The sequence below is a fragment of the Bacteroides sp. ET489 genome, assembly GCF_030518095.1.
Taxonomy (GTDB): Bacteria; Bacteroidota; Bacteroidia; order Bacteroidales; family Bacteroidaceae; genus Bacteroides; species Bacteroides ndongoniae.
The window spans coordinates 178,182-202,826 of record NZ_JAULLJ010000002.1 but is presented as its reverse complement, the minus strand read 5'-3'; the positions used below and the strand labels follow the sequence as shown (position 1 = coordinate 202,826).

General features: G+C 46.7%; 11 protein-coding genes. All 11 read left to right on the top strand.

All coding sequences use genetic code 11. The features are described 5' to 3' along the window. Positions 1-16: 16 nt before the first annotated feature. The 11 genes from Q3C19_RS02225 (at position 17) to Q3C19_RS02175 (ending at position 24,620) form a co-directional block, all read left to right on the top strand. Complete coding sequence (locus Q3C19_RS02225; protein WP_302726923.1) at positions 17-2,338, top strand: chondroitinase family polysaccharide lyase; 2,322 nt, start codon at positions 17-19, stop codon at positions 2,336-2,338. A gap of 169 nt (positions 2,339-2,507) precedes the next feature. Next, a complete protein-coding gene (locus tag Q3C19_RS02220) occupies positions 2,508-5,642 on the top strand; it encodes a TonB-dependent receptor (RefSeq protein WP_302726921.1) in 3,135 nt (1,044 codons plus the stop codon). Between the two features lie 12 nt (positions 5,643-5,654). Further along, the gene (locus tag Q3C19_RS02215; RefSeq protein ID WP_302726919.1) at positions 5,655-7,475 is read left to right on the top strand and encodes a RagB/SusD family nutrient uptake outer membrane protein; all 1,821 of its coding nucleotides are present in this window, start codon (positions 5,655-5,657) and stop codon (positions 7,473-7,475) included. A 31-nt stretch (positions 7,476-7,506) separates the two neighbouring features. Then, the gene (locus Q3C19_RS02210; protein WP_302726917.1) at positions 7,507-10,506 is read left to right on the top strand and encodes a SusC/RagA family TonB-linked outer membrane protein; all 3,000 of its coding nucleotides are present in this window, start codon (positions 7,507-7,509) and stop codon (positions 10,504-10,506) included. A 19-nt stretch (positions 10,507-10,525) separates the two neighbouring features. Further along, complete coding sequence (locus Q3C19_RS02205; protein WP_302726915.1) at positions 10,526-12,205, top strand: RagB/SusD family nutrient uptake outer membrane protein; 1,680 nt, start codon at positions 10,526-10,528, stop codon at positions 12,203-12,205. 46 nt (positions 12,206-12,251) lie between these two features. Continuing rightward, positions 12,252-13,823: a family 16 glycosylhydrolase gene (locus Q3C19_RS02200; RefSeq protein WP_302726913.1), complete on the top strand. Its 1,572-nt coding sequence runs from the start codon at positions 12,252-12,254 to the stop codon at positions 13,821-13,823. A 242-nt stretch (positions 13,824-14,065) separates the two neighbouring features. Further along, entirely contained in the window at positions 14,066-16,279 is a 2,214-nt protein-coding gene (locus Q3C19_RS02195) for a polysaccharide lyase 8 family protein (RefSeq protein ID WP_302726911.1), read from the top strand. Between the two features lie 110 nt (positions 16,280-16,389). Continuing rightward, entirely contained in the window at positions 16,390-17,283 is an 894-nt protein-coding gene (locus Q3C19_RS02190) for an alkaline phosphatase family protein (RefSeq protein WP_022164196.1), read from the top strand. 44 nt (positions 17,284-17,327) lie between these two features. Next, positions 17,328-19,400, top strand: a complete 2,073-nt coding sequence (locus Q3C19_RS02185) for a family 20 glycosylhydrolase (protein WP_302726908.1) — start codon at positions 17,328-17,330, stop codon at positions 19,398-19,400. A 36-nt stretch (positions 19,401-19,436) separates the two neighbouring features. Then, positions 19,437-22,088, top strand: coding sequence for a sugar-binding domain-containing protein (locus Q3C19_RS02180; protein WP_277120373.1), 2,652 nt, complete (start codon positions 19,437-19,439; stop codon positions 22,086-22,088). Positions 22,089-22,145: 57 nt separating this feature from the next. Beyond that, positions 22,146-24,620 carry a glycoside hydrolase N-terminal domain-containing protein gene (locus Q3C19_RS02175; RefSeq protein WP_302726906.1) on the top strand — a complete coding sequence of 825 codons (2,475 nt, stop codon included), beginning with the start codon at positions 22,146-22,148 and terminating at the stop codon, positions 24,618-24,620. Positions 24,621-24,645 lie beyond the last annotated feature (25 nt).

Below are 24,645 nucleotides of genomic sequence, written 5' to 3'. Positions count from 1 at the left end.
AACTCTAAAAATCAATATGATGAAAACGTTAATTTTACTATGTAGTCTGATACTGTCGGTAGGGCAGACGATAGCACAAAACCCTACCCCGACAGAACTGAACGACCTGAACAAACTGCGTGCGGCCTATCCGCTGGCACAACCCAAAGCCACTGCGGCCGAAGTAGAAGCCGCCCTAAGCGAAGACCTGTTTACTCCGCTGCCAACCATCAGCAAGGAACAAAGCCCTCATATAGCTGCCACCGTACGCGCACTGGCATATGCCAAGCTGAGTGGCAAATCCGGAGCTGCGGAGCATTTGGACGCTTATCTGGACTATTTAAGCAAAGATTCCGTCATCGAACGGATGCCGAAACTTGTCTACAGCGCTTATGGCAGCGTACGCCAACTGCCCGCCGATCTGCTCAGCGCCCTACCCGCATGCGACTCACTGCGCCGCACACGCCTCATTGCGGGAGTCAAGGAACTGATAGAGTTTGACCGTACCTACCTGACAGACAGCGAGCTGAGACGACAGATTAACTCGGACTACCTGTACAACGTATTGCAACATCTCTTCGTATGCGCCATCCACAATCCCGACAATCAGCAAGCAGTAGCCGACCTCAAAGCCTTCTCGCATTTCCTGTCGGGCTGTGCACAATACGTTCCGGGCGGAGGCGATGTTCTGAAACCTGACGGAACAGGTTTCCACCACAATACCCACTACAACGGCTACATGTACTCCTACCGTACATGGGTGCAATACATAGGCCGTCTGAAAGGTACCACATACCGCATTACGGAAACAGCATACAATCATGTGGCTCAGGCCGTAGTCGCTACCTACCTCATGGCAACCCGCTCTACATCGGATAACAACCGCCACTTTGCCGCGTCTTTGGGCGGACGCCATCCTTATACAGGCACACAAGTCAGCTTCACCCAAGCTTTGTTCGACGAGCTCATCGCCATCGGAGGCGACATTCTGAGGACAGGCATCGACCGCGAACTTGCCGCCTGCTACAACTACTTCTTCAAGACCGACAAGTACAAAGAGGCCGGAGTCTGCAATCTCGACGGCTTCTACTCGTTCAACTACAGCCCCGCTGGAGTCTATCGCTACGGCGACTGGGTGGCAACCATGCGTTGCCCTACTACCCGCTTCTGGGGCGGTGAGCTTTACTCCCGTCAGAACCGTTTCGGACGCTATCAATCGCACGGTACCCTGGAAATCGTCTACGAAGGCAACCTGGCCCGATCGGGTTACCCCTCCGACCCGTCACAGCTGGCTGCTGGATGGGACTGGAACATGCCTTGCGGCAGTACCACCGTCCACTATCCTACATGGAAAGACCTTCTTCCCAATGGGAATGACACCGACCGCTTCGACCAGTATGCCCTGACAACCAACTTCTCGGGAGCCCTTTCGTGGGGCGACTGCGGCATGTTCGCCGCCGCCTTCGACCAGGGAGATTCGTGGGGAAACCGTCGTTACACCCCCACCAACCTGACTTTCTGTAAGTCTGTATTCGCATTCGAAGGTATATTGGTAAGCCTCGGTACAGGCATTTCCGCCGTAGGCGATTATCCCGACACCTGGCAGACTGCCACCAACCTGTTCCAACACATCGGCAAAGGCGACCTGCCGTTTACGGTAGACGACACAGAACCTGCTCAGGGAGACACCCTGCGCCTGGCCGCCAACCGCAAGCACTATCTGCTTACTCCTGCCGGAACCGGCTACTATCTGCCTGCCGCAAACGAAGCCGTAGAAGTGATCTATAACATGCAGTCTACTCCCTCGTTGAAAGGTCTGGAAGCAAACATATTCCGCAACGTATTAGCCGCAAAGGCTTTCATCGACCATGGCGTGAAACCTCAAAACAAACGGTATGCCTTTTATGTAATACCGGGCACAACAGCCGAAGGGCTGAAACAGACTGCACGCCGCATCGACAAAGACCTGTTCCGCATACTGGCACAGGAAGACTCGCTGCATGTACTCCAACATCGTCCGACGGGTACTGTAGCCTATGCCTTGTTTGCCCCATCCGACAACCTGACTTACGGCAAACTTCGTTCGGCCGACACTGCCCTGTTGGCGATGGAACGTTGCGACGCTTCCGGACAAGAACTCGATCTTGTTTTGTGCTGTCCCGACCTTCGTCCCGTTCCCGACAAAACATACCGTTGGCGGTCCAGTGCCACCTGCGCAACCTTAGTGCTCGACGGACAATGGAAACTGAAAACGGGTACACATCAAACGGCCATTTTGGAACCTGCCGATGGTAAAACCCGCGTCACTGTATGGCTTTCCGAAGGAACTTCCGTACACCTGAAACTGGATGTTCGATAAGACCCAACAGGTAGAATACATGCGTCAGAAGGCCTGTACAGACGTTTTATAGCAGCTTTGGACGAAATGGGTTCTTGTTTTGTACGTTTTTACACATTTTTTTGGATTTGAAGATATACTTTCGCATCGTAAAACAATTTTTCAACCATCTAATCTTAATTTTAACAACATGAATGAACTAAAAAAAAACAGCAAACGCCTTTGGGCGTTGATGTTTATGATGTGTTCTTTCTTGATATCATTCGCACAGCAAGCTGTGGTAACGGGTGAAGTGAAAGACGCATCAAACGAGCCTGTAATCGGGGCAACGGTTCAAGTGAAGAACGCGGGTGGAGGAGCCATCACGGATATAGATGGAAACTTCCGCCTCTCTGTGCCCGACGTGAAAAACGCAATTCTGGTAGTTTCGTTTATCGGTTACGAAACCCAGGAGATTCCCTTGAATGGGAAAAAACAAGTAAAAGTTGTATTGCAAGAACAATTCAACGAGTTGGCCGAAGTAACAGTCGTAGCCTACGGCGTACAGAAGAAAGAAACACTGACCGGTGCCATTTCTTCAGTAAAGACTGACGAACTGTTGGTTTCGCCTAATGCCAGTGTTGCTAACTCACTTGCCGGTAAAATCACCGGTTTGTCTTCTGTACAAGGTTCCGGACAGCCGGGTGCTGAAGATCCGAAGATCTTCGTTCGTGGTGTCGGTTCATTGACTGAAAGTGGTGCGTCTCCGCTGATCCTGGTGGACGGTGTAGAACGTTCCTTCTTCCAGATGGACCCGAACGAAATCGAAAGCATTTCTGTATTGAAGGATGCTTCTGCTACTGCTGTATTCGGTGTACGTGGTGCTAACGGTGTTATCTTGGTAACAACCCGCCGTGGTACTGAAGGCAAAACTAAGATTTCTCTCAGTTCTTCTGTAGGTATCCAGCAAATTGCCAATTGGGTAGACTTAGCCGATTCGTATACATACGCAACCATGTTCAACGAACGCGAGATCAATGACGGCAATAAGCCAGTTTTCGATGATTATGCTCTGGAACGTTTCCGCCTCGGCGACCAGCCTATCCTTTATCCAGATATGGATTGGTACGACTACATGGTGAAAGATGCTGCTGTACAGACACAGCACAACTTGAACATTTCCGGAGGTACCGAACGTATGCGTTACTTTATTTCTGTAGGTTACCTCTATCAGGACGGCTTGATGAAAGACTTCGGTCAGGGTTATGGCTACAAATACAGCCGTTACAACTACCGTACTAACTTGGACTACGAAATCAGCAAATCCACTACCTTAAAATTGGGTATCGGTGGTGTAGTAGGCGATCGGCAGGAACCTGCAAATACACGTTTTTGGGAAAACCTCTCCATTTCTCAGCCTTTTGCCAGCCCGGGTCTGGTAGACGGACATGCAATGACATCTGCTAGTCGTTTCGAGAAAGTTATGTATGTTAACCCATTCACTGAAATTTATGGCAAAGGAGGCAGTAGTATCTTAAACAATACTATGAATCTTGACCTACATCTGGTACAGAAACTGGACTTCCTGACCAAAGGTTTATCTATTGAAGTAAAGGGAGCCTACAATACAGGATATACTTTTACCAAAAAACGTACCGGTAATATCGAAACTTGGACACCCTACTTCGAAGGCGAGGTGAACGGTTCCGGTTTGCTCCCCGGTGACCCGAACTTTAACGAAAATGTGGTGTATCGTATCAGCGGTACTAACTCCAAGCCTGGTTACAGCGAAAGTACCGGACGTAGCCGCGACTGGTATATGGAAGCCAGTATCCGTTATGCACGCAAATTCGGTTCACACAATGTCAGCGCCCTGTTGCTGTATAATCAAAGTAAGAAATACTATCCGTCACAATTGCCTTACCTGCCTACAGCCTATGTCGGTTTGGTAGGTCGTGTTACATACGATTACAAATCACGCTATTTGGCCGAGTTCAACATTGGTTACAATGGTTCTGAGAACTTTGCTCCGGACAAACGATTCGGTACTTTCCCCGCTATATCTTTGGGATGGGTTGTCACAGAAGAGCCCTTTATGAAGAACCAACAAGTATTCGACTTCTTGAAAGTACGTGGTAGTATGGGTCTGGTAGGTAACGACAACATGAGCAGTAACCGTTACCTGTACTTACCTGACAGCTATAAAGTGAATTTGCAAGCCAACGAAGGTGGTAGCTGGAAAGAAGAAAAATGGGGCTACAACTTCGGTTACGAAAACAACTCTTGGTGGAAAGGTGCTGTTGAACAACGTCTAGGTAACAAAGACGTAACTTGGGAAACTGCCCTGAAGCAGAACTATGGTGTAGACATGAACTTCCTAGGCAACCGTCTGAAAGTAACAGCCGAATATTTCCGCGAAGACCGTAAAGACATCTTGATTTCCCGTAAGACCATTCCTTCGCTGACAGCTCTTAGCTCTAGCTTATTGCCTGTAGTCAACATGGGTAAAGTAAAGAACCAAGGTTACGAATTAGAAATCACTTGGGACGACCGTATCGGCAATGATTTCCACTACAACATCAATGCCAACATGTCGTATGCGAAGAACAAGATTGTCTTCCAAGACGAAGTAGAGCCCAATGAACCTTACCTGTGGCGTACCGGTCGCGAAGTAGGAGCTCAATTTGGTTACGTAGTAGATCGTTTCTACAACGAAAATGATTTTGTAGATGGCAAGCTGAAAGAAGAACTTGCTCAACCGCTGGTACCCGTGCATCCGGGCGATTTGAAATACAAAGACTTGAATAATGATGGTACCATTGACTCCGATGACCAGTGCCAGGTCGGTTTCCCGACCCGTCCGAATTACACCTTCGGTCTGAACCTGAGCGCCGACTACAAAGGTTTCTTCTTTGCCATGAACTGGACAGGAGCCGCTGAACGTTCAATCTCGTTGACCGACATGTTTCGTAAGCCATTTATGGGCGAAAGCCGTGGTTTGATGCAATATCAGGTAGATGGCCGTTGGACACCGGAAACTGCATCTACAGCCAAATACCCGCGTTTCTCAAAGAACAGTGGAGAGTATAATTCATACAACTCAGACATGTGGATTGTTGACGGTTCATACATCAAGCTGAAAGACGTTTCTGTTGGTTACAACTTCAACGATCGTCCGGCTCTGAAGAAGCTGGGTATCTCACAATTAGGAGTTAAACTGACCGGTTACAACCTTCTTTGCTTCAGTCCGTTCGACCTGATGGATCCGGAATTTGTGATCGGTTGGCAAAACACCAAGTATCCGGTGACCCGTATTTATAACTTAGGTGTAAACATCACTTTCTAAACCTTGTAGAATATGAAACATATAATAAAAAGTCTCGCTTTGGCTTCACTGCTGTGCGTGGGAGCGGGATGCGACGATATCAAATTCGGAAACGCTTTTCTGGAAAAGCCTCTGAGCGATGAAATGAACATAGATTCCGTATTCGGAAACAAAATCTATGCTGAACAGCAATTAGCACAGGTATATCACTCTCTACCCGACCATACCCCTATCAATGGGCGTCTTTCATGGGGATCATTGGAAAGTATTACCGACTTGGGCACATGTCGAAAAAGTGGAGGCACACAATACCACAAAGGGCAATTAACTGCTGCAAGTTATGATGGAGCGGCCTACAGAATGGATTATGGACGTACTGACGGTAAATTCTCGGCTATTTATGGCATACGCCAGGCTCATATTTTCTTGGAAAATGTAGACCGCGTACCTGACATGACAGAGGAAGAAAAGATCCGTCGTAAAGGGGAAGCCGAAATGATTATCGCCTACCACAACGTGGACATCTTTCGTAACTATGGTGGTATGCCGTGGATAGACCACGCTTACAAGCCATCGGACGACCTGAAAATGACGCGTATGACCATAGCCGAAGCGGTAGAGAAAATTAGCGCCCTGATTGATGATGCTGCAAGCAAATTACCATGGGACGTAGAAGCCAACGACGACGGCCGTATGACAAAAGCCGGAGCACTGGCATTGAAATCACGTTTGTTGACTTTCGCAGCAAGTCCGCTTTTCAACAGCGACCAGCCTTTCAAAGACGGTGAAGCTGCACAAGCCCATAACACATGGTGGGGAGACTACCAGCAGAGCCGCTGGCAGGACGCTTTGGATGCCGGATTGGCTTTCCTCCGTGAAAATGCTAAAAACAACAATGTATATAAGTTGGTAGACAACGGCGACCCACGTAAAAGCTTCTGTTCCGGTTATTTCGACCGTTACAATCATGAAACCCTGATCAGCAGTCACCGTTTCATCAAATGGGATTTAAATTCCTATAACGTTACCCAAACCCGTTACGGAACCGGAGATCCCACTATGTGGTATTGCGATATGTTCCCCATGAAAGACGGTAGCGATTTCAACTGGGACAATCCTGAACATCGCGCTCATCCGTTCTTTACAGAGAACTTCGAAATGACCCGTGACCCTCGCCTGTATGAAACTCTCATCGTAACTGGTGATAAGTTCTGGGGACGCAAAGCAGAAATTTATTCTGGTGGGCGTGAACAGCCACAAGACATGGGCGGTGGACAGAATTGGCGTTGGGCAGGTTTGGGATATTTTGGTATAGGTATACGCAAATACTATCAGGATCACCTGAACGAATTGCAGAACAAGTTCTACAATTGCTGTCTGCTCCGCTTGCCGGAAATCTATCTGAACATTGCTGAAGCCATGAACGAACTGGGAAAAGCTGAACAGAAAGACGAATTCGGACGTAATGCCTACGACTACATCAACCTGCTTCGCGACCGTGTACAAATGCCCCACGTCACCAAAGAAACCGCAGCTCCAGGAGTGGCCCTACGTGAAGCGATCCTTCGCGAACGTGCATTGGAATTCGGTTGGGAAGAGGTTCGCTATTATGATATCAACCGCTGGAAACACAGCGACTATCTGAAAGCCCGTAAAATTGTCCGTTTACGTACTTATCCGGAAGGAGAAAAAGTAAATGGTAATTATGTAAAATTCAGATATGAATTTAAAGATGAATCACCCAATCCACATGTCTGGATTGACAATTGGGATGATAAATACTATCTGTGCCCTATTCCTTTGGATGAAATTAACAAGAAATACGGCTTGGTACAAAACCCCGGCTGGGAATAAGGAAAGGATTTAACTAAAGAATTTAGCAAGCATGAAAAAGAAATATATTTCCGTATTAGCGCTCGCCTGCCTATTCTCGGCTTCGGCAATGGCGCAACAAAAAATTACGGGTGTAGTGAAGGATGCCCAAGGCGAACCTGTACTAGGTGCTTTGGTAACTACAGTAGGACATCCTACTGAAAAATCCATCACCGACCAGAAAGGCGTATTTACCCTAAACGCTAACCAAGGTGAATACATTGAAATAGTATATGCCGACAGTCAAAAGAAACGGGTATGGGTTAAAGGTGAATCATTAGAAATTTGCCTGGAAGATCTGGATACTTATACAGAAAACCGCAGCAAATTGCAAAGCGGCCGTGAACAGACACAAGCTGTGTCAACTTTGTCTGGTGAAAAGATAGCCAACAACTCTACCTTCAACGTAGGAAACTCGCTGTACGGTATGTTGCCGGGCTTGATTGTAAAGCAAAACACTGGCTGGACTGACGGTGCTACCCTGATGGTACGTGGCGGTGGTTCACAATCATCACAATCTCCACTCATCGTTGTAGATGGTATCCCTCGTACATTGGATTACCTCAACATGCTCGAAGTAGAAAGCATCTCTGTATTGAAAGACGGTGCTGCTACAGCACTGTGGGGAACACGTGGTGCCAATGGTGTAGTAGTAGTAACCACTAAACGCGGACAGTACAACCGTCGCGATATTGATGTAAACTATACCTATGGTATGGGATTGCCCATCAATCAGCCGGAATTTGTAGATGGTGTTACGTATGCACAAATGCGCAATGAAGCGCTCTACTATGATGGCTTGTCATTAGAATACGACGCTACCGCATTTGATGCTTTCCGCAACGGATCCAACCCTGACGCATTCCCTAATGTAGACTGGATGGGAACCGCCTTGCGTGACTATACCACCAACCATCAGCTGAACTTGACTTTCCGTGGAGGTGGTAAACGAGTACGCTATTATACTGCTATCAACTATAAGAACGACCAAGGTATTTTGGACACAGATCTGGTGAACTCAACCGGTCGTTACGATGCACAATTTAAAAAGTATCGTCTTGATGCCCGTATGAACTTGGATATTGACGTAACCGATTATACACGAGTTGCATTGAATATGTTTGGTCTGTTGCACGAGAACAATCGCCCACGCGAATCAGAAGCCAATATCTTTGGTAATCTGTTCCATGTTCCTTCAGGTGCATTCCCTATCCGTACAACCAACGGTTATTGGGGTAGTAACAATATTTTCAAAATCAATCCTATTGCTGAGATTGCTGAAAATGGTTACTTCCGTACCGATGAACGTATGTTGCAGTCTGACCTCCGCATTTATCAGGACTTGTCACCGGTAACTAAAGGCCTTAAAGCAGAAGTTGGTATTTCGTATGACAACAGTGCCGTTTATCAGGAAACCGGAACACAAGAATATGAATACGAAGCACTGACTGTTATCCCGGGTGCTGTATTGGGTGAATACGAAATTCTGCGTAATGTAGGTGGTGAAGAAAAAGCCCTTTCTATCTCCAACGGTGGTCTGAACAGCCAGTTCATGCGTTTGGTTATCGACGGACGAGTAGGCTACGACCGCGCTTTCGGTCTCCACGCCGTAAATGGAAACTTGATGTATCGTCAGGAATCTTATACTCCGCTGGGACGTAACAACAGCCGCAAACGCCAGTCAGTCATCTTCACCGGTGGTTACAACTACGACAACCGTTATCTGGTAGACGTAGTAGTAAACTATAGTGGTACAAGTGTGTTAAGCGATGGCGATAAGTTCCGTACTTATCCTGCCATATCAGCTGCATGGGTACTTTCGAACGAATCTTTCTGGAAAAACGCAAGTAACGTAATCGACTATTTCAAGATTCGTGCATCATGGGGACGTTCGGGTAACGATAACATCGCTTACGACCTTGATGAACGTTACTGGGTAAGCTGCGGTGGTGGTCTCTTCAAAGATACTCCGGCCGGTTTCGGTGGTCTTCATGCCGGCAATTTGGCAGTATCCAACTTAGACATCGAATTGGCAGACAAGTATAACTTTGGCATCGACATGCGTTTGTTCAACCGTTTGTCACTGACAGCTGACGCTTTCTATGATAAACGTACGAACACACTGATCTCAGCTTCCAACTTGTATTCAAGTGTTATCGGAACAGGCATTCCTCAGCTGAACATGGGTGAAACCAATTCTAAAGGTCTCGATTTAGGCTTGAATTGGGAAGATAAAGTAGGCGAAAACTTCAAATATTATGTAGGTGGAACCTTCTCGTACCTGCGTACTTGCATTGATGAAAATGGTGAAGGCTACAAACCTTATGACTATCTGTATAAGAAAGGTGACCGTATCGGACAGATTTATGGATTGGAAGCCATCGGTTACTTCCGTGATGAAACAGATATCGCCAACAGCCCCAAACAGATGTTCTCATCTGTACGTCCGGGTGACATCAAGTACAAAGATCAAAATGGTGACGGTAAGATTGACTCATATGACGAAGTAGCCATTGGTCATTCTTCTTCAATACCAGGCATCTACTACGGTATCAACTTAGGCTTTGAATACAAAGGATTCGGTATAGACGCTGTGTTCCAAGGAGCCGGACAATACAGCCGTATGTTAAATACTCAGTCTGTATACTGGCCATTGCGTAACAACAACAGTAACTTGAGCAAATGGTATCTGGAAGACCGAGTACGTTGGACTGAGGACACCAAGGGTGTAGCAACTGCACCGCGTCTGACAACGCTGGACAATGCCAACAACTTCCGTAACAGTACAGAATGGTTGGAGAACGGTGCCTTCTTCAAACTGCGTAATCTCAACATCTATTACAACCTGCCGAAAAAGTGGATTAGCAGCATGAAGATGGATCAGTGCCAAGTATATCTCCGTGGCAACAACCTCTTCTCGCTTGACCATGTGAAGTACCTGAACTGTGAAGACCTCTCGATCAACTACCCAGACTTGATGTCGGTGTTTGTAGGTGTGAACATTAACTTCTAAAAACAAGACTAAACGCAATATGAAAAAATTAGCTTTAATTATAGCCGCATCCCTCACTTTGGGGGGATGCGATTTCCTGGACTTCGACGAATCACAGGGTAAGACTCAGGATGAAGCCTACGGCTATTTCGACAACGTATTGGCTTTGGGTAATGCCGCTTACCGCTCACTCCCCGATGATTTTGGAGATCACATTGGTGGTGCTCTGCGCGAAGCCGCTACTGACAATGCTGTATATACGTGGGAAAGCAACGCTGTATATGACATCTACAACGATGTATGGAGCCCGCTGAACCAGATCGATAATAAGTGGAGTGAATACTATCAGGTAATTTATGACATCAATGTGTTCCTGCGTGATTACTCTGAAGAAAATCTGGAACGTCATAAGTGGGATTCTAACTATCCGGATAACATCGAAAAAGCACGGATGTCATTGCGTGAAGTAAGAGTGCTTCGTGCCCTTTATTACTTCGAACTGGTAAAACGTTACGGTGATGTACCCTTGCTTACCGAACCGATGGAGTTGGACGAAATCAACAGCGTAACTAAGACCAAAGCTACAGAAATATTGAATTTCGTAGCAACTGAATGTGCTTCAGTAGCAGACGAATTACCTCTGAATCACAATGATTTCTTCGGTGAAACCGGTCGTGTAACCAAAGGAGCAGCTCTTGCTATCCGTGCTCGTGCTTTGCTTTATGCAGCTAGCCCGTTGCTCTGTGACGGCGATGCTTCTGCAGCCTGGAAAGCCGCAGCTGAAGCTGCCCACGATGTCATTGCAATGAATTACTACAGTCTTCCTGCTATAGATGAAGATCCGTTGTACGATCCGAATCTGGGTGACGCTGTATTGAAATCGCCACAATTGATTTTTGAGACTCGTAACAATGCCAGCCTGACATTCGAAACTCGTAACCTGCCTATTGGTTTTGCTAACGGTACAAACAGTGGAAATACTCCGACTCAGAACCTTGTGGATGAATTTGAGATGAAAGACGGAACACCTTTCAGTTGGAACAATGCCACACATGTACAGAATATGTATTATGATAAGGCAGGTAACCCAACTCGTGACCCGCGTTTCTATCGTACAGTGCTTGCCAATGGCATGAAATTTATGAAAACGCAGATTGATACTTACGAAGGTGGTCGTTTCGGAGCCCCTGTAACAGGTGCTACTTTGACAGGCTATTACCTGAAGAAGTTAGTAAATGAAACGGTAGTTTTAACACCACCAAACACTGTAAGTAAGAATCACCACTTCCCAACCTACCGTTATGCAGAAGTATTGCTGAACTACGCTGAAGCATTGAACGAATGGCAAGGTCCTGACTACACAGATGCCAACTGCACAATCTCTGCCCGCCAGGCTTTGAACCAAGTACGCCAGGCTGCAGGTATGCCCGACGTTAAAGGTGCCGGTGACCAGAATTCGTTCCGTACAGCTGTACGTCACGAACGTCGCGTCGAACTGGCATTCGAAGACCACCGCTTCTGGGATATCCGCCGTTGGAAGATTGGTAACGTGGTAGAGCAGATCTACGGTGTACACATCCGTAAGAACGGACCTACTTTCGAGTACACTCGCCAACTGGTGCAAAACCGTATCTGGAAAGACAAGATGTACCTGTACCCGATTCCACAGAACGAGACATTTGTTAATCCCAACTTGACTCAGAACCCGGGATGGGAATAACCAATATCTTCAAAACAAAGAAGTTTAACGAATGAATACTACGAAAATGACAAATAAATTAATATTAAATCTGTTGATAGGAGGAGGTTTGCTAGCAGGCCTCGCCTCCTGCGCGGACGAATCAATCTCTCTGAAGGATGTCAACTATCCTTTATACGAGCGCTTGGATACCGCCGGTTACCAAGGTTACGAACTGGTTTGGTCGGAAGAATTCGATCAAGACGGACGTCCAAATTCAGCTTATTGGAATTACGACGAAGGTTACATGCGCAACGAAGAGGCACAAGATTATCTGAAGGATGATCCTCGTACTTCACGCATCGAAGGTGGTGATTTAGTGATAGAAGCATTCAAGGATCCGCACGAAGGTATTAACAAATGGACAGGTGAACCCTATCATTTCGATTATTCATCTGCCGAATTGACTACCAAAGGCAAAGTAGACTTCCAGTATGGTCGTCTGGATATTGCAGCCAAAATACCTACAGGTCGTGGTGTATGGCCGGCTTTCTGGATGAGACCGACAGATGCTCTGGAAGGCAAATATGCTGAGATAGACATTATGGAATACGTATGGGGTAACACCGAAGACCATAACACGTATTATGTAACCCTGCATACGCAAGCTACCAACGACGGATTGGCTGAACGTTGGTCGGGTAATACTAGTTCACCTACACTTGAATCGAACTATCACCTCTACTCTTTGGTATGGGACGAAGAAATGATTCAGGTATTGTTTGATAACGAAGTTGTTTGTACTGCCGAGAAAGAAGAAGGTATGACACTCGATTACTGGCCGTTCGACCAGCCCTTCTACCTCATCATGAACATTGCCGTTGGCGGTGGATGGGGCGGTCAGTGGGGTATCGATGAAACCATCTTCCCGAAACAAATGAATGTTAAGTACATCCGCTACTATAAACCTATTGAAGTAAGCGTACCTGGTGGTGGTGATGGCAACGTAGACGACGGTGCCGAATATGTAGTTAACGGTGGCTTCGAAACCGATCTTGATGCTTCGATGCAGCCCAAGGTAGGTCCGCGTTCGGATATTGAATACGAAAATGCTCTGAACTTTGTAAACCGTTGGTGGGTGCTCAACCACAACACAGCTGCTTTAACTATAGATAAGACTACCGGTGCTGATGAAAGTAATCGTTCGATGAAGTATAGTAACAGTAAACTGGATAACTGGTGGAGTACTGATATGTCAATGTGCATCCAGAATGTACCGGCAGGTAAATATACACTCAGTTTCTGGGCAAAAAGTAACCAGACAGCTTCTCCTCTAGCTGTAAATCTGGCATTATGTGAAACAGAAGCTGACATGAAACTGCTCTACAAAGAATGGAAAGCCTTGGTAAAAGAAGACGGAAAAACTGTTATCAAACAAAAAGGATCCAGTGGTGACCTTTACTGTCTGAGTGCTGAAACTGTAGGAACAGAATGGAAACAATATTCAGTTACATTAGATATTCCGGAAAATATCTTGTTGAAACTGGTTCTGAAACCACAAAGTCAAGGTACACCCAATGAGAATTTATACAAGCTCCAGACTCCCGCTAATAATTTGGAATTCTGGTTTGATGAATTCTCCTTGAAAGAGAAAAAATAAAAGTTCTTTTTTAGGATAATGAATAGTTCGGGGCTTCTGTCCGAAGAAAATTCAGACAGAAGCCCCTTTTTATTCAAACTACAAGATCAATAAACGTTAGTGAAACTCTCACAAAGCTTTGTGAGCAGATATTTTTCCCCAGTTAGGAAAAAATATTTTCCCAGTCAGAAAAAAATTATTCCCTAACTAGAGAAAAAAACAGCCTAAACTATAAACTTCTAACCTTTCAAAATACAGATATCATGAACTTAAAGCAATTAATCGGATTATCCGGAATAGCCCTCTCTCTGACAGTATTTCCTGTATTAGCCTCGGCATGCAGTGATAACAGCGTTATAGAAGAACCAACCACACCTCCGGATAGCGGAGATGGAGATGAAGAAACCGATGATGCTTTGCATCAGACATGCCAAACCATTCTTGAAAGAATAAAATCCGGCAATCTGTCTACAAATGCATCTGCCGTAGATAAAAATGCTGCAAAATGGATCGCACAGATCCAAGAAAACGGTTCATTCCCCGATATTGACTATTCAGACCGTTCTTTCAGCTGGACACCAGGCGCCCATTTGACACGAGTGAATCAAATGGCTCAGGCATATATATTGAAAGAAAGCAGTTATTATGGAAACGAAGACTTATACAAACAAATCATACAAGCCCTAACCTATTGGAATACGGTTCATCCGGTTTGCGACAATTGGTATGAGAATCAAATTTCTGCACCACAGGATATGGGCGTTATCCTAATTCTGATGCGCTATGGTAAGACGCTGGTTCCGGAAGAACTGGAAAACAGTATCCTTCTATATATGAAACAAACCGGAGGAGATCCGGAAGATCAGGCAGGTGCCAACAAGACCGACATAGCCTTACACTGGTTGTACCGAGGATGTCTGCAAGAAGATAAAAGCGTAATAGACAAGGCTGTGCTCCATTCATTTATGCCACTGGCATATGTAGCTCCCAACCAAGAAGGCATCCAATACGACTTATCGTATTTCCAACATGGTTCACAATTATATGTCGGCGGCTATGCTCCGGTTATGCTCAGCGGAGTAACCAGAGTTGCAGAATATACTGCAGATACCGAATACAAACTATCGGCCAACCAATTGAATGTACTGTACAGGTTCATCAACGAAACTTATATGAAAAGTATCAGAGGACATGTGCAATTCTATAATGTTGTCGGACGTAGTGTCAGCCGTCCGGGGGCTTTAAATTGCAGTGGTTTTACAGGTACTCTTGACAAAATGAAAAGAATAGACCCAGCCCATAGTGCCGAATACGATAAGCAAATTGCTATCTTAAAAGGCAATGGATACGGATCCATCACAGACAACTTTACTCACTATTATATAGGTGACTGGAGTCTGTTCCAAGGCAAAAACTATTCTGTTGGTGTACGTATGGCTTCCAACCGTACCCGAAAATGCGAAAACGGAAATAAAGAGAATCTGAAAGGCTTCTTCATGAGTGATGGCTCCATGAATCTGGCTTTGGACGGAGAAGAATATTTCGATATATTCCCAACATGGGACTGGAACAGAGTTCCAGGAGTAACCAATCCCCAAATGGCAGAAATTCCGTTGGCTAGCTCATGGGGAGAAGCAGGTGAATCAGAGTTCTGCGGTGGACTTTCAGCTGAAGCAAACGGACTTTCCGGATTCAGATTTACGGCTAATACTCATGGCATCAGCATGTCGGCAAACAAGGCATGGTTCTTCTTAGACGGTAGAATTGTATGTCTGGGTAGTGGTATTACTTCAAGCATGGCAGAGCCTATCAATACGACTGTCAACCAATGCATGTTCAAAGACAATCTTGCATACGCCATAAACGGACAGGAAAATACTGCCTCAATAGGTGCCGAAGTATCAGATCAGTCATTAGACTGGATATGGCATGGCAATGTAGGTTATTTCTTCCCTGAAGAGCAGAAAGTTTCTCTTAAAGCCGAGAACCGTAACGGAAGCTGGTATGAGATTAACAATACCAAAAGTAAAGACCAGGTTGAAAAAGAAGTATGTACCATATGGTTAAATCATGGAACAGCTCCGTCAAATGCGACCTACAGCTATATCATTGTTCCGGGTATAGACAACGTAGGAGCTATGAAGAACTACAATATAAAAGATACTGAAATCATAGCCAATTCCGCAGATGTACAAGCTGTACAAGACGTTGCAAACAATATGATTCAAGCCATGTTCTACCAAAAAGGAAGCATCTCTGCCAATGGAATCAAAGTTTCGGTTGATAAACCATGCGCACTCATGTTGCAAAAGAGTGGCAGCAATTTCGAACTTTATTTCTCAGATCCTTCCCATAAGTTGAGCAGCCTGACTGTTACAGTTGAGTACAACAACAGTCAGAAGTCATATACTTATGACGCATTTGGAGAAGACAGTGCCTACAAAGGAAAGACACACCATACGCAATTGGCATTCTAAGTAATATTATAACGGGGATGTATCAGAATCGATTTACATATCATTTTGATACATCCCCTATCTGTATCAAGTAAAAACCACCATCTTTTCAACCAAACATTCTAATGAATATGAAAAAAATACTCTTCTGCTGCTTATTAGGTATTATATCACTCACTGCAAATGCCGGCAATCCCAAACGAGTAATATTAATAGCCTTGGATGGAATCTCCATAAATGGCTTTACCAAAGCCAATACTCCCCATCTGGATGCTTTGTTAAGCGAAGGAGCCTTATCGCTAAACACACGGGTGGTCATGCCGTCTGTGACACTGCCCAACTGGACAAGTCATCTTACCGGTAGTGGTCCGGAGCAGCACGGAGTTTTCAATAACGACTGGACATTGGCCGATAGCCACTACCCGTTACAGGACAAGGATGCCGACGGTTACTACCCTTCGGTATTTACAGTAATCAAGGAACAAAAACCGGAAATAAAAACAGCATTCTATTATAACTGGATCAACCTGTTCTATCCGTATAACAAGAAATATCTTGATGAAGTCAGCTATCTGGAAAATGACGGATATAAAGAGAACTACGCAAAAGCTCTTGACTTCATGCTGCAACATAAACAAGAACCCGTTTTAGTATTCTTATATTCAGTTCATACAGACCATGCCGGACACAAGCACCAATGGATGTCAGACGAATATATACAGTCAATAGAAGAAGCCGATGCAGAAATAGGTGCACTGATCGAAAAAATGAAAGCCAATGATTTATACAAAGATACCTACTTCCTGTTTGTAAGCGACCATGGAGGTATCAAATACGGTCATGGAGGAACAAGTTCCGATGAGATGATTGTTCCCTGGGGCATAAAAGGTCCTAAAATAAAAAAGGGGTTCATCATGGAGGAACCTAACAATACTGTAAACACCGCTTCGGTCATATTGCATTTGTTTAAAATCAAACAACCGGATGCCTGGATCGGAAAAGTTCCGCACAGTATCTTCAAATAACAACTGATTATATAAAAAAACATCTGTTGAATTAGTATTCGCATATGAGAAACATCATTTATTACATAACCTTGTTCTCGGTTGTACTTGCATGTCCCCATTTATCTGCTCAAAATACAAAAGAGAAAAATGACTCAATCCTGCAGGCACTGCTGCCCGAGCCACAATCGGTTACCGTATACCATGAAGAAAAAGGTATTGCTCCTGATGAGATCAAAGGATTTCATCTGGTAAAAAAAGCCCAGATTCCTTTTGGAATAAAGCAGTTCCCCCTAAAAACAGTGGACGAACAACAGCATTGCATCGTTCTCGAACTCAACAAAAGCATTAAGGCGGAAGAAGGTTATGAACTGGCCATAAAGGACAATGTTATCAGGCTCAGTGCCCGTACCTCAAAAGGATTACTGTACGGTATGATAACGTTAGAGCAAATCGCCCGAAATGCCAAAGAGATCAATGCAGAAATGCCGGCGCTCAAAATAGAAGATTATCCTCACAGCAGCTACAGAGCCATTCATCTGGACTTGAAGCACCACATCGATAAAAAAGAATACATGTACAGCATTTTAGATAAAATGGCTTTGTACAAGCTTAATGCGATCATCGTAGAATTTGAGGATAAGATAAAATACGAGACATATCCAGTGATAGGTGCCCCAAACGCCTGGAGCATAGACGAATGGAAAGAGTGGTGCGAATATGCCCATAAGCTGAATATCGAGGTTAGTCCGCTTATTCAGGGCATTGGTCATGCCGATTTCATCCTGAAACACGAAGAAATGAAGCCGCTCCGCGAGGATCCTTCTTCCGACTGGGTATGCTGCCCTTCGAACGAAGAATATTACAAAGTACAGTTCAAGCTATACGAAGACGCCATAAAAGCTACTCCGTATGGAAAATATCTGCATGTAGGAGGAGATGAAGTAGGTACATTGGGAACCTGCCCACGATGCAAAAAGCAGCATAAGAATGCCCTCGCACTACAGATGCAATGGCTAAAACGGGTCAGCGATTACGCCGTAAAGCATGGAAGAACTCCCATCTTCTGGGACGATATGGTGTTTAAGCATGTCGGACTATACGCAGCCATTCTGGATCAGATCCCTCCTCAACAAGTGGACTCGGTTTGGCAAAAACAGCTTCCCGAACTGAACAAGCACATCAAGTCCTTCCCCAAAGAAGTGATTTACATGCGCTGGCAATACGGAAATGCCGACCAACCTGGAAACAAGAAAGCCTTGCAATGGTATCATGACAACAAACTGAAAACAATGGGTGCCACGGCCGTTCAGACCACCTATGCCATGTTGCCGTTAGGAGGATTCATCAATAACATCAAGAGCTTTCAGACGGCCAGACAGGATATTCCCATCGAAGGCGTTTTGTGTACTGCATGGGACGATGCCTCTCCGTTGACTGATACTTTCTGGCAAGGTTTCATTGCTCATGCTCAATACAGCTGGAACATTCAGGACGACATGGATAAGGAAGAGTTCGACCGTCGCTACCGCATTAACGAATTCGGATATCAGGCATCAGGCCTGCCCAACTTCCGACCGCTTCTGGAAAGCACATTTCCACTATGGGAAACAGGACTGCTGGACGAAGGTGTACGCCGTTCATTATACCGTACAGGTGGTAAGTTCAAACTGATGAGTCTGCCAACTGAAACAAAAGGAGAATGGAGCATAAAGTACCAGAAAAGGATAGAAGAAGCTCAGAAGAACATCGCCAAATGCCAGCAACTTAAAGAACTGCTATTGAAATACCGGAAGGAATCGGTGCGTAACGAATATTCGCTGCAAGTATTCGAATGTATCAACGAACTGACCGGATATACCGCAGAATTGCTGTTCGCACTGTCCGAATACGATATAAAAAGAGACTTTGCCAGCTTCAACAATCTGAAGTTATGCGTGAAGAAGTTTGATACAGTCCGTCAGAACATGGAACATGTCTATTCGCAAATACGCGCATTAGGGCAACCCGAAGGGTATTTATTGCCCATGAACCACCATTCGCACCTGGCAATCCAGACAAAGAATTCCGACTGGATGTTCTGGTACGAAACAGCATTCCTCAAGAAACTGACAGAAAACATACCAGACCTCAAGTAATAAAAAACAAACTCTATAGACCATAAATCACAGATCATGAAATCGTTCTATATTATTGCATTATTTTTAGTCTGTGCATTCTCTTCTTTGTTTGCCACCGACTATCCCGCCTTCTCAACCGGCGGTTTTTACGAACTTCCCGGCACCGGACGAAAAGCCTATTCCATGAACATGGCATGGCGGTTTCTCAAAGGAGACTCCGAAGCTCAGGTATGGAACAAAGACTTCGACGATTCAGCCTGGGAAGTCGTTTCCTTGCCTCATGGCATCGAATACCTGCCTATCGAAGCCAGCGGCTGTGCCAACTATCAGGGAGTAGTGTGGTACCGGAAACACTTCACACCCTCGGACGAGTTGAAAGGCAAACGCCTGTTCCTGCACTTCGAAGCCATCATGGGCAAAAGTGAAGTTTATTTAAATGGAAAACTGATTAAGAAGCATTACGGAGGATTCCTGCCCGTCATTGCCGACATCACCGACGGAATAGAATGGGACAGCGAAAATGTGATTGCCGTAAAAGCTGACAATAGTGATGATCCCACTTATCCGGTAGGAAAACCTCAAAGCCTGCTGGACTATACCTATTTCGGAGGTATTTATCGCGACTGCTGGCTGATAGCGCACAACGATGTCTTCATAACCAATGCCAACTACGAAAACGAGGTTGCCGGAGGAGGATTGTTCATTTCCTACGACCGGGTTTCGGAAGAAAGCGCGATTATCAACCTGAAAGCACACATCCGCAACCAGTCGTCCAAACGGCAAAAAATCACCATCGAATTTCAGTTGAAAGAGAAAGAAGGCAATACTGTTCTGACAACTGCAAAATCGCTCACCGTACAACGGGGAAAGGCAAACTATGCGGTAAGCTCCATGAAAGTCGATGCCCCCAAGCTGTGGTCGCCCGAAACACCTTATCTTTATTACCTCGACATCCTGGTGAAAGATGCTTCCGGCCAGACAATCGACGGCTACCGGCAAAGACTGGGCATACGAAGCATCGAATTCAAACAGACCGAAGGTTTGTGGCTGAACGGAAAACCTTACGAAGGAAAAATCATGGGAACAAACCGGCATCAGGATTTTGCCGTACTGGGCAACGCACTCCCCAACTCTCTGCAATGGCGCGATGCCAAAAAGCTGCGCGATGCCGGCCTGAAGGTGATCCGTACACACTACGTCATCGACCCGGCCTTTATGGACGCATGCGACGAACTGGGCCTGTTCGCACTGGTAGAAGTGCCGGGATGGCAATTCTGGAACGACGAACCTATATTTGCCGAACGCATCTATTCGGATATACGCAACATGATACGTATTCATCGCAACCATGCTTCGCTGTTCTTCTGGGAACCTATTCTGAACGAAACAAGATACCCCGAATATTTTGCCAAAAACGCATTGGACATCTGTAACGAAGAGTATCCTTACCCTTACAGCACCGCTGCATGCGACCATGGAGCTGCCGGAGACTCTTATTACAGCCTGTTACTGCGCCCCATCGATTCCAAGCTAAGTCCGGACAAGACTTACTTCATCCGTGAGTGGGGCGACAATGTCGACGACTGGAATGCCCAGAACTCGGACAGTCGCGTAGCCCGCAACTGGGGCGAAGTGCCCATGCTGCTTCAGGCCGCTCACTATGCCAACCCCGATTACCCGGCACTGTGCTACGAAACCATCTGCCAGAAACCACGGCAGATCGTGGGTGCCTGCTTCTGGCACTCGTTCGACCATCAGCGCGGCTACCATGCCGATCCTTTCTACGGAGGCATTATGGACGCATTCCGCCAGCCCAAGTTCTCGTATTACATGTTCATGTCGCAACGCTCACCGAAGAAGAGCGACCTGATAGCCGACAACGGCCCCATGATTTACATTGCCCACGAACTGACCCCCTTCTCACCGAAGGATGTCACCGTATACTCCAACTGCGACGAAGTGCGCCTCACCGTCTTCAAAAACGGAAAGACCTATACTTACAAGAAAGCCACCGACCGGAAAGGAATGCCCTCGCCTGTCATCACATTTGCCGATGTCTACCACTTTATGGAATGGAAAGCCAAAGCACGTGCCGGCAAACAGGACGAAGCCTACCTGCTGGCCGAAGGACTGATAGACGGAAAAGTAGTAGCCACACACAAGCGCTATCCGGCCGGACAACCCGACCACATCGTGCTGCGTCTGGACAACGAAAACGTACCACTAGTGGCCGACGGCTCGGACGTAGCAGTAGTTGTAGCTGAGGTTGTTGATAAGCGAGGAACCGTAAAGCGTCTGAACAATTCCATCATCCGCTTCCAGATCGAAGGTGAAGGCAGATTGCTGGGCGATGCTTCCGTAGGTGTCAACCCAATACCTGTCAGCTGGGGATCGGCTCCTGCACTCGTACAAGCCACCAACCGCGCTGGAAAAATCAACATTACCGCCTCTCTGCTGGTTCCCGGACAGGCACGTCCGCTGGAAGGTACCTTGGAAATAGAATCCGTACCCGACAAACAACGCCAGATATTCTCGGCCAACGAACTGGAACAGATCGGCCGGAACAGACAGGAAGCACAGGAAAGCCCGTCGGATCTGAAAGAACTGATGCGTGAAAACGCAATACTGAAAAAGGAACTGAACCAACTGAAAGTGAAAGAAGTGGAACAACAGCAGACACAATTCGGAAAAGGTATCAACGATTGACCTATTTACTTATAACTTTACAATCTATATTTATATTTAAAAAAATCAAACAAAGTCATGATGTATCGATCTACATTTTTAGGATTTCTGCTGTTTCTGACTACTCTTCTGCAGGCAGCCGACAGCAAAGAAAAAGTCTACAAACTGTGGTACGACCGCCCCGCGCCCAACAACGGAGCCGTCTTCGAAGAGAACTGGAGCGACCGCCCGACCGATACCGACTGGGAGCGTTATTCACTACCCATCGGAAACGGCTATATAGGCGCTTCCATCTTCGGGCGGACCGATACCGAACGGATTCTGCTGTCCGACAAGACACTGCACATCAAAGGCCTGTGGGGAACGGAAACCAATACCGCCTTTGCCAATATCTATATGGACTTTTTCCACAACAGCCGCGAAAACTACGAACGAAGCCTGACGTTGAACAACGGGCTGCACCAGGTACGATACAAGCACCAGGGCACAACCTACCAGCGTACCTGCTTTGCCAGCTATCCGGATAAAGTAACCGTCATCAAACTGACGGCCAACCGTGCTGGAAGCGTCAGCTTCCATCTGCGTGCCCAAATACCCTATCTGACACCTTTCGGTCCTCTGCAACGTACCGACTCCATCACCAAGGGCTACCTTAGCGGAGCCACGCAAACACGCTTCAGCGGAAACGGACGTACCGGAAAGGTCTCGGCCGAAAGCGACGACATTCTTTCCCTGCGCGGAAACACCGAACACCTGAACATGATCTACGAAGGACGAATCAAAGTTATCCCCTACGGAGGTAACGTCCGCGCCCATCATGCTGCCGACGGAAACGACTGGCTGAGCATTGAGAAAGCCGACTCGGCCATCGTACTGCTGGCCATCGGAACCAACTACGAGCTGAAGAGCAGTGTCTTCGAAGGCGCATCCGAAGACAGACTGAAGGGCAATGCCGACCCGCACGATGCACTGGTCGGTATCATCGAAGACGCTTCGGCAAAAGGATATGACTGTCTGCTGGACAGACACCTGGCCGACTACCGGCACTTCTTCGACCGTGTACACATCGACTTGGGCGAAGAAATACCTTCGATACCCACTGACAAGCTATTGGAAGCGTACAAACAAGGCCAATATAGCAATTATCTGGAAGAACTGATGTTCCAGTACGGACGCTATCTGCTCATCTCCAGTTCGCGGAAAGGAACCCTGCCACCGCTGTTGCAAGGCGTATGGAACCAATACGAACTGGCTCCGTGGAACAACAACTATACCCACAACATCAACATTCAGATGAATTACTGGCCGGCCTTCAGTACCAACCTGGCCGAGCTGTTCGAGTGTTATGTCGATTATTACAAAGCCTATCTGAACAGAGCCGAACAAGTTGCCTCCAACTACATACGCAAACACCATCCCCAAGCCTACTCGGCACAGAAAGGTGGAAACGGATGGATTGTAGGCGCCGGAGCAGGTCCCTTCTTCATCGGAGAGCCCGGCGGACATTCCGGTCCCGGTACCGGAGGCATGACTGCCAAACTGTTTGCCGACTACTATTACTTCACAGCCGACCCGCAGATTCTGAAAGAAGTTACCTATCCGGCCATTTCCGGAGTGGCACGCTTCTTCAGCAAGGCACTGACAGATACCCTGGGGCACATGCTTGCCTATCCTTCATCGTCGCCCGAACAGTTCAGCAAACTGACTGGCAAACCCTATCCGAGCGTAGGCTGCGCCTTCGACCAGCAGATGATATACGAGACTTTCGGCGATGTGCTGAAGACTGCGGACATCCTGGGCAAAAAAGATCCGCTCGTCCGGGACATCAAAAAGCTGATGCCCCGCCTCGATCCGGTTCTCATCGGAAAGTCTGGGCAGGTGAAAGAATACCGTGAAGAAGAGTACTACGACGACATCGTGCTGGAGAAACACCACCGTCACATCTCTAACCTGATTGGGTTGTACCCCGGCACCGTCATCAACAGCCATACACCGCAGTGGCTTCAGGCCGCCCAAACGACATTAAACTTGCGGGGTGACGCATCTACCGGATGGTCTATGGCCCACAAACTGAACCTGTGGGCACGAACAGCCAACGGCGAACGTGCACACACCGTGCTGCAGACCCTCATCCAGACTGCCGTACTGGACAACCTGTGGACAAACTGCATTGCTGTGTTGCGCTCGCCCTACCAGATTGATGCCAACTTCGGCACAACAGCCGGCATTGCCGAAATGCTTCTGCAAAGCCACGAAGGCTACATCGACCCGCTTCCTGCCCTCCCCCAATGCTGGCATACGGGCAGTTACGAAGGACTTGTAGCAAGGGGCAACTTCGAAGTTTCGGCCCGCTGGGCAAACAAACAACTGCAGCAGCTACACATTCATTCCCGAAGAGGACTGCCTTGCAAAGTCAAAGTGCCTTTTGCACAGGCACTGCGGATAACGGACTCTCACCAAAAGACAGTATCCTACAAGGTTCTGCCGGACGGAACAGTTCAGTTCAAGACAAAACCCGACGAAGTCTATCTGCTGGAAAAGACAGACGAGTAGACAAGTTAACGAGTTAACAAGTTGA

Coding starts and splice junctions, on each gene's coding strand:
- Q3C19_RS02195 (WP_302726911.1), top strand. CDS start 14,066: ATGAACTTAAAGCAATTAATCGGATTATCCGGAATAGCCCTCTCTCTG.
- Q3C19_RS02225 (WP_302726923.1), top strand. CDS start 17: ATGATGAAAACGTTAATTTTACTATGTAGTCTGATACTGTCGGTAGGG.
- Q3C19_RS02205 (WP_302726915.1), top strand. CDS start 10,526: ATGAAAAAATTAGCTTTAATTATAGCCGCATCCCTCACTTTGGGGGGA.
- Q3C19_RS02175 (WP_302726906.1), top strand. CDS start 22,146: ATGATGTATCGATCTACATTTTTAGGATTTCTGCTGTTTCTGACTACT.
- Q3C19_RS02220 (WP_302726921.1), top strand. CDS start 2,508: ATGAATGAACTAAAAAAAAACAGCAAACGCCTTTGGGCGTTGATGTTT.
- Q3C19_RS02215 (WP_302726919.1), top strand. CDS start 5,655: ATGAAACATATAATAAAAAGTCTCGCTTTGGCTTCACTGCTGTGCGTG.
- Q3C19_RS02185 (WP_302726908.1), top strand. CDS start 17,328: ATGAGAAACATCATTTATTACATAACCTTGTTCTCGGTTGTACTTGCA.
- Q3C19_RS02210 (WP_302726917.1), top strand. CDS start 7,507: ATGAAAAAGAAATATATTTCCGTATTAGCGCTCGCCTGCCTATTCTCG.
- Q3C19_RS02180 (WP_277120373.1), top strand. CDS start 19,437: ATGAAATCGTTCTATATTATTGCATTATTTTTAGTCTGTGCATTCTCT.
- Q3C19_RS02190 (WP_022164196.1), top strand. CDS start 16,390: ATGAAAAAAATACTCTTCTGCTGCTTATTAGGTATTATATCACTCACT.
- Q3C19_RS02200 (WP_302726913.1), top strand. CDS start 12,252: ATGACAAATAAATTAATATTAAATCTGTTGATAGGAGGAGGTTTGCTA.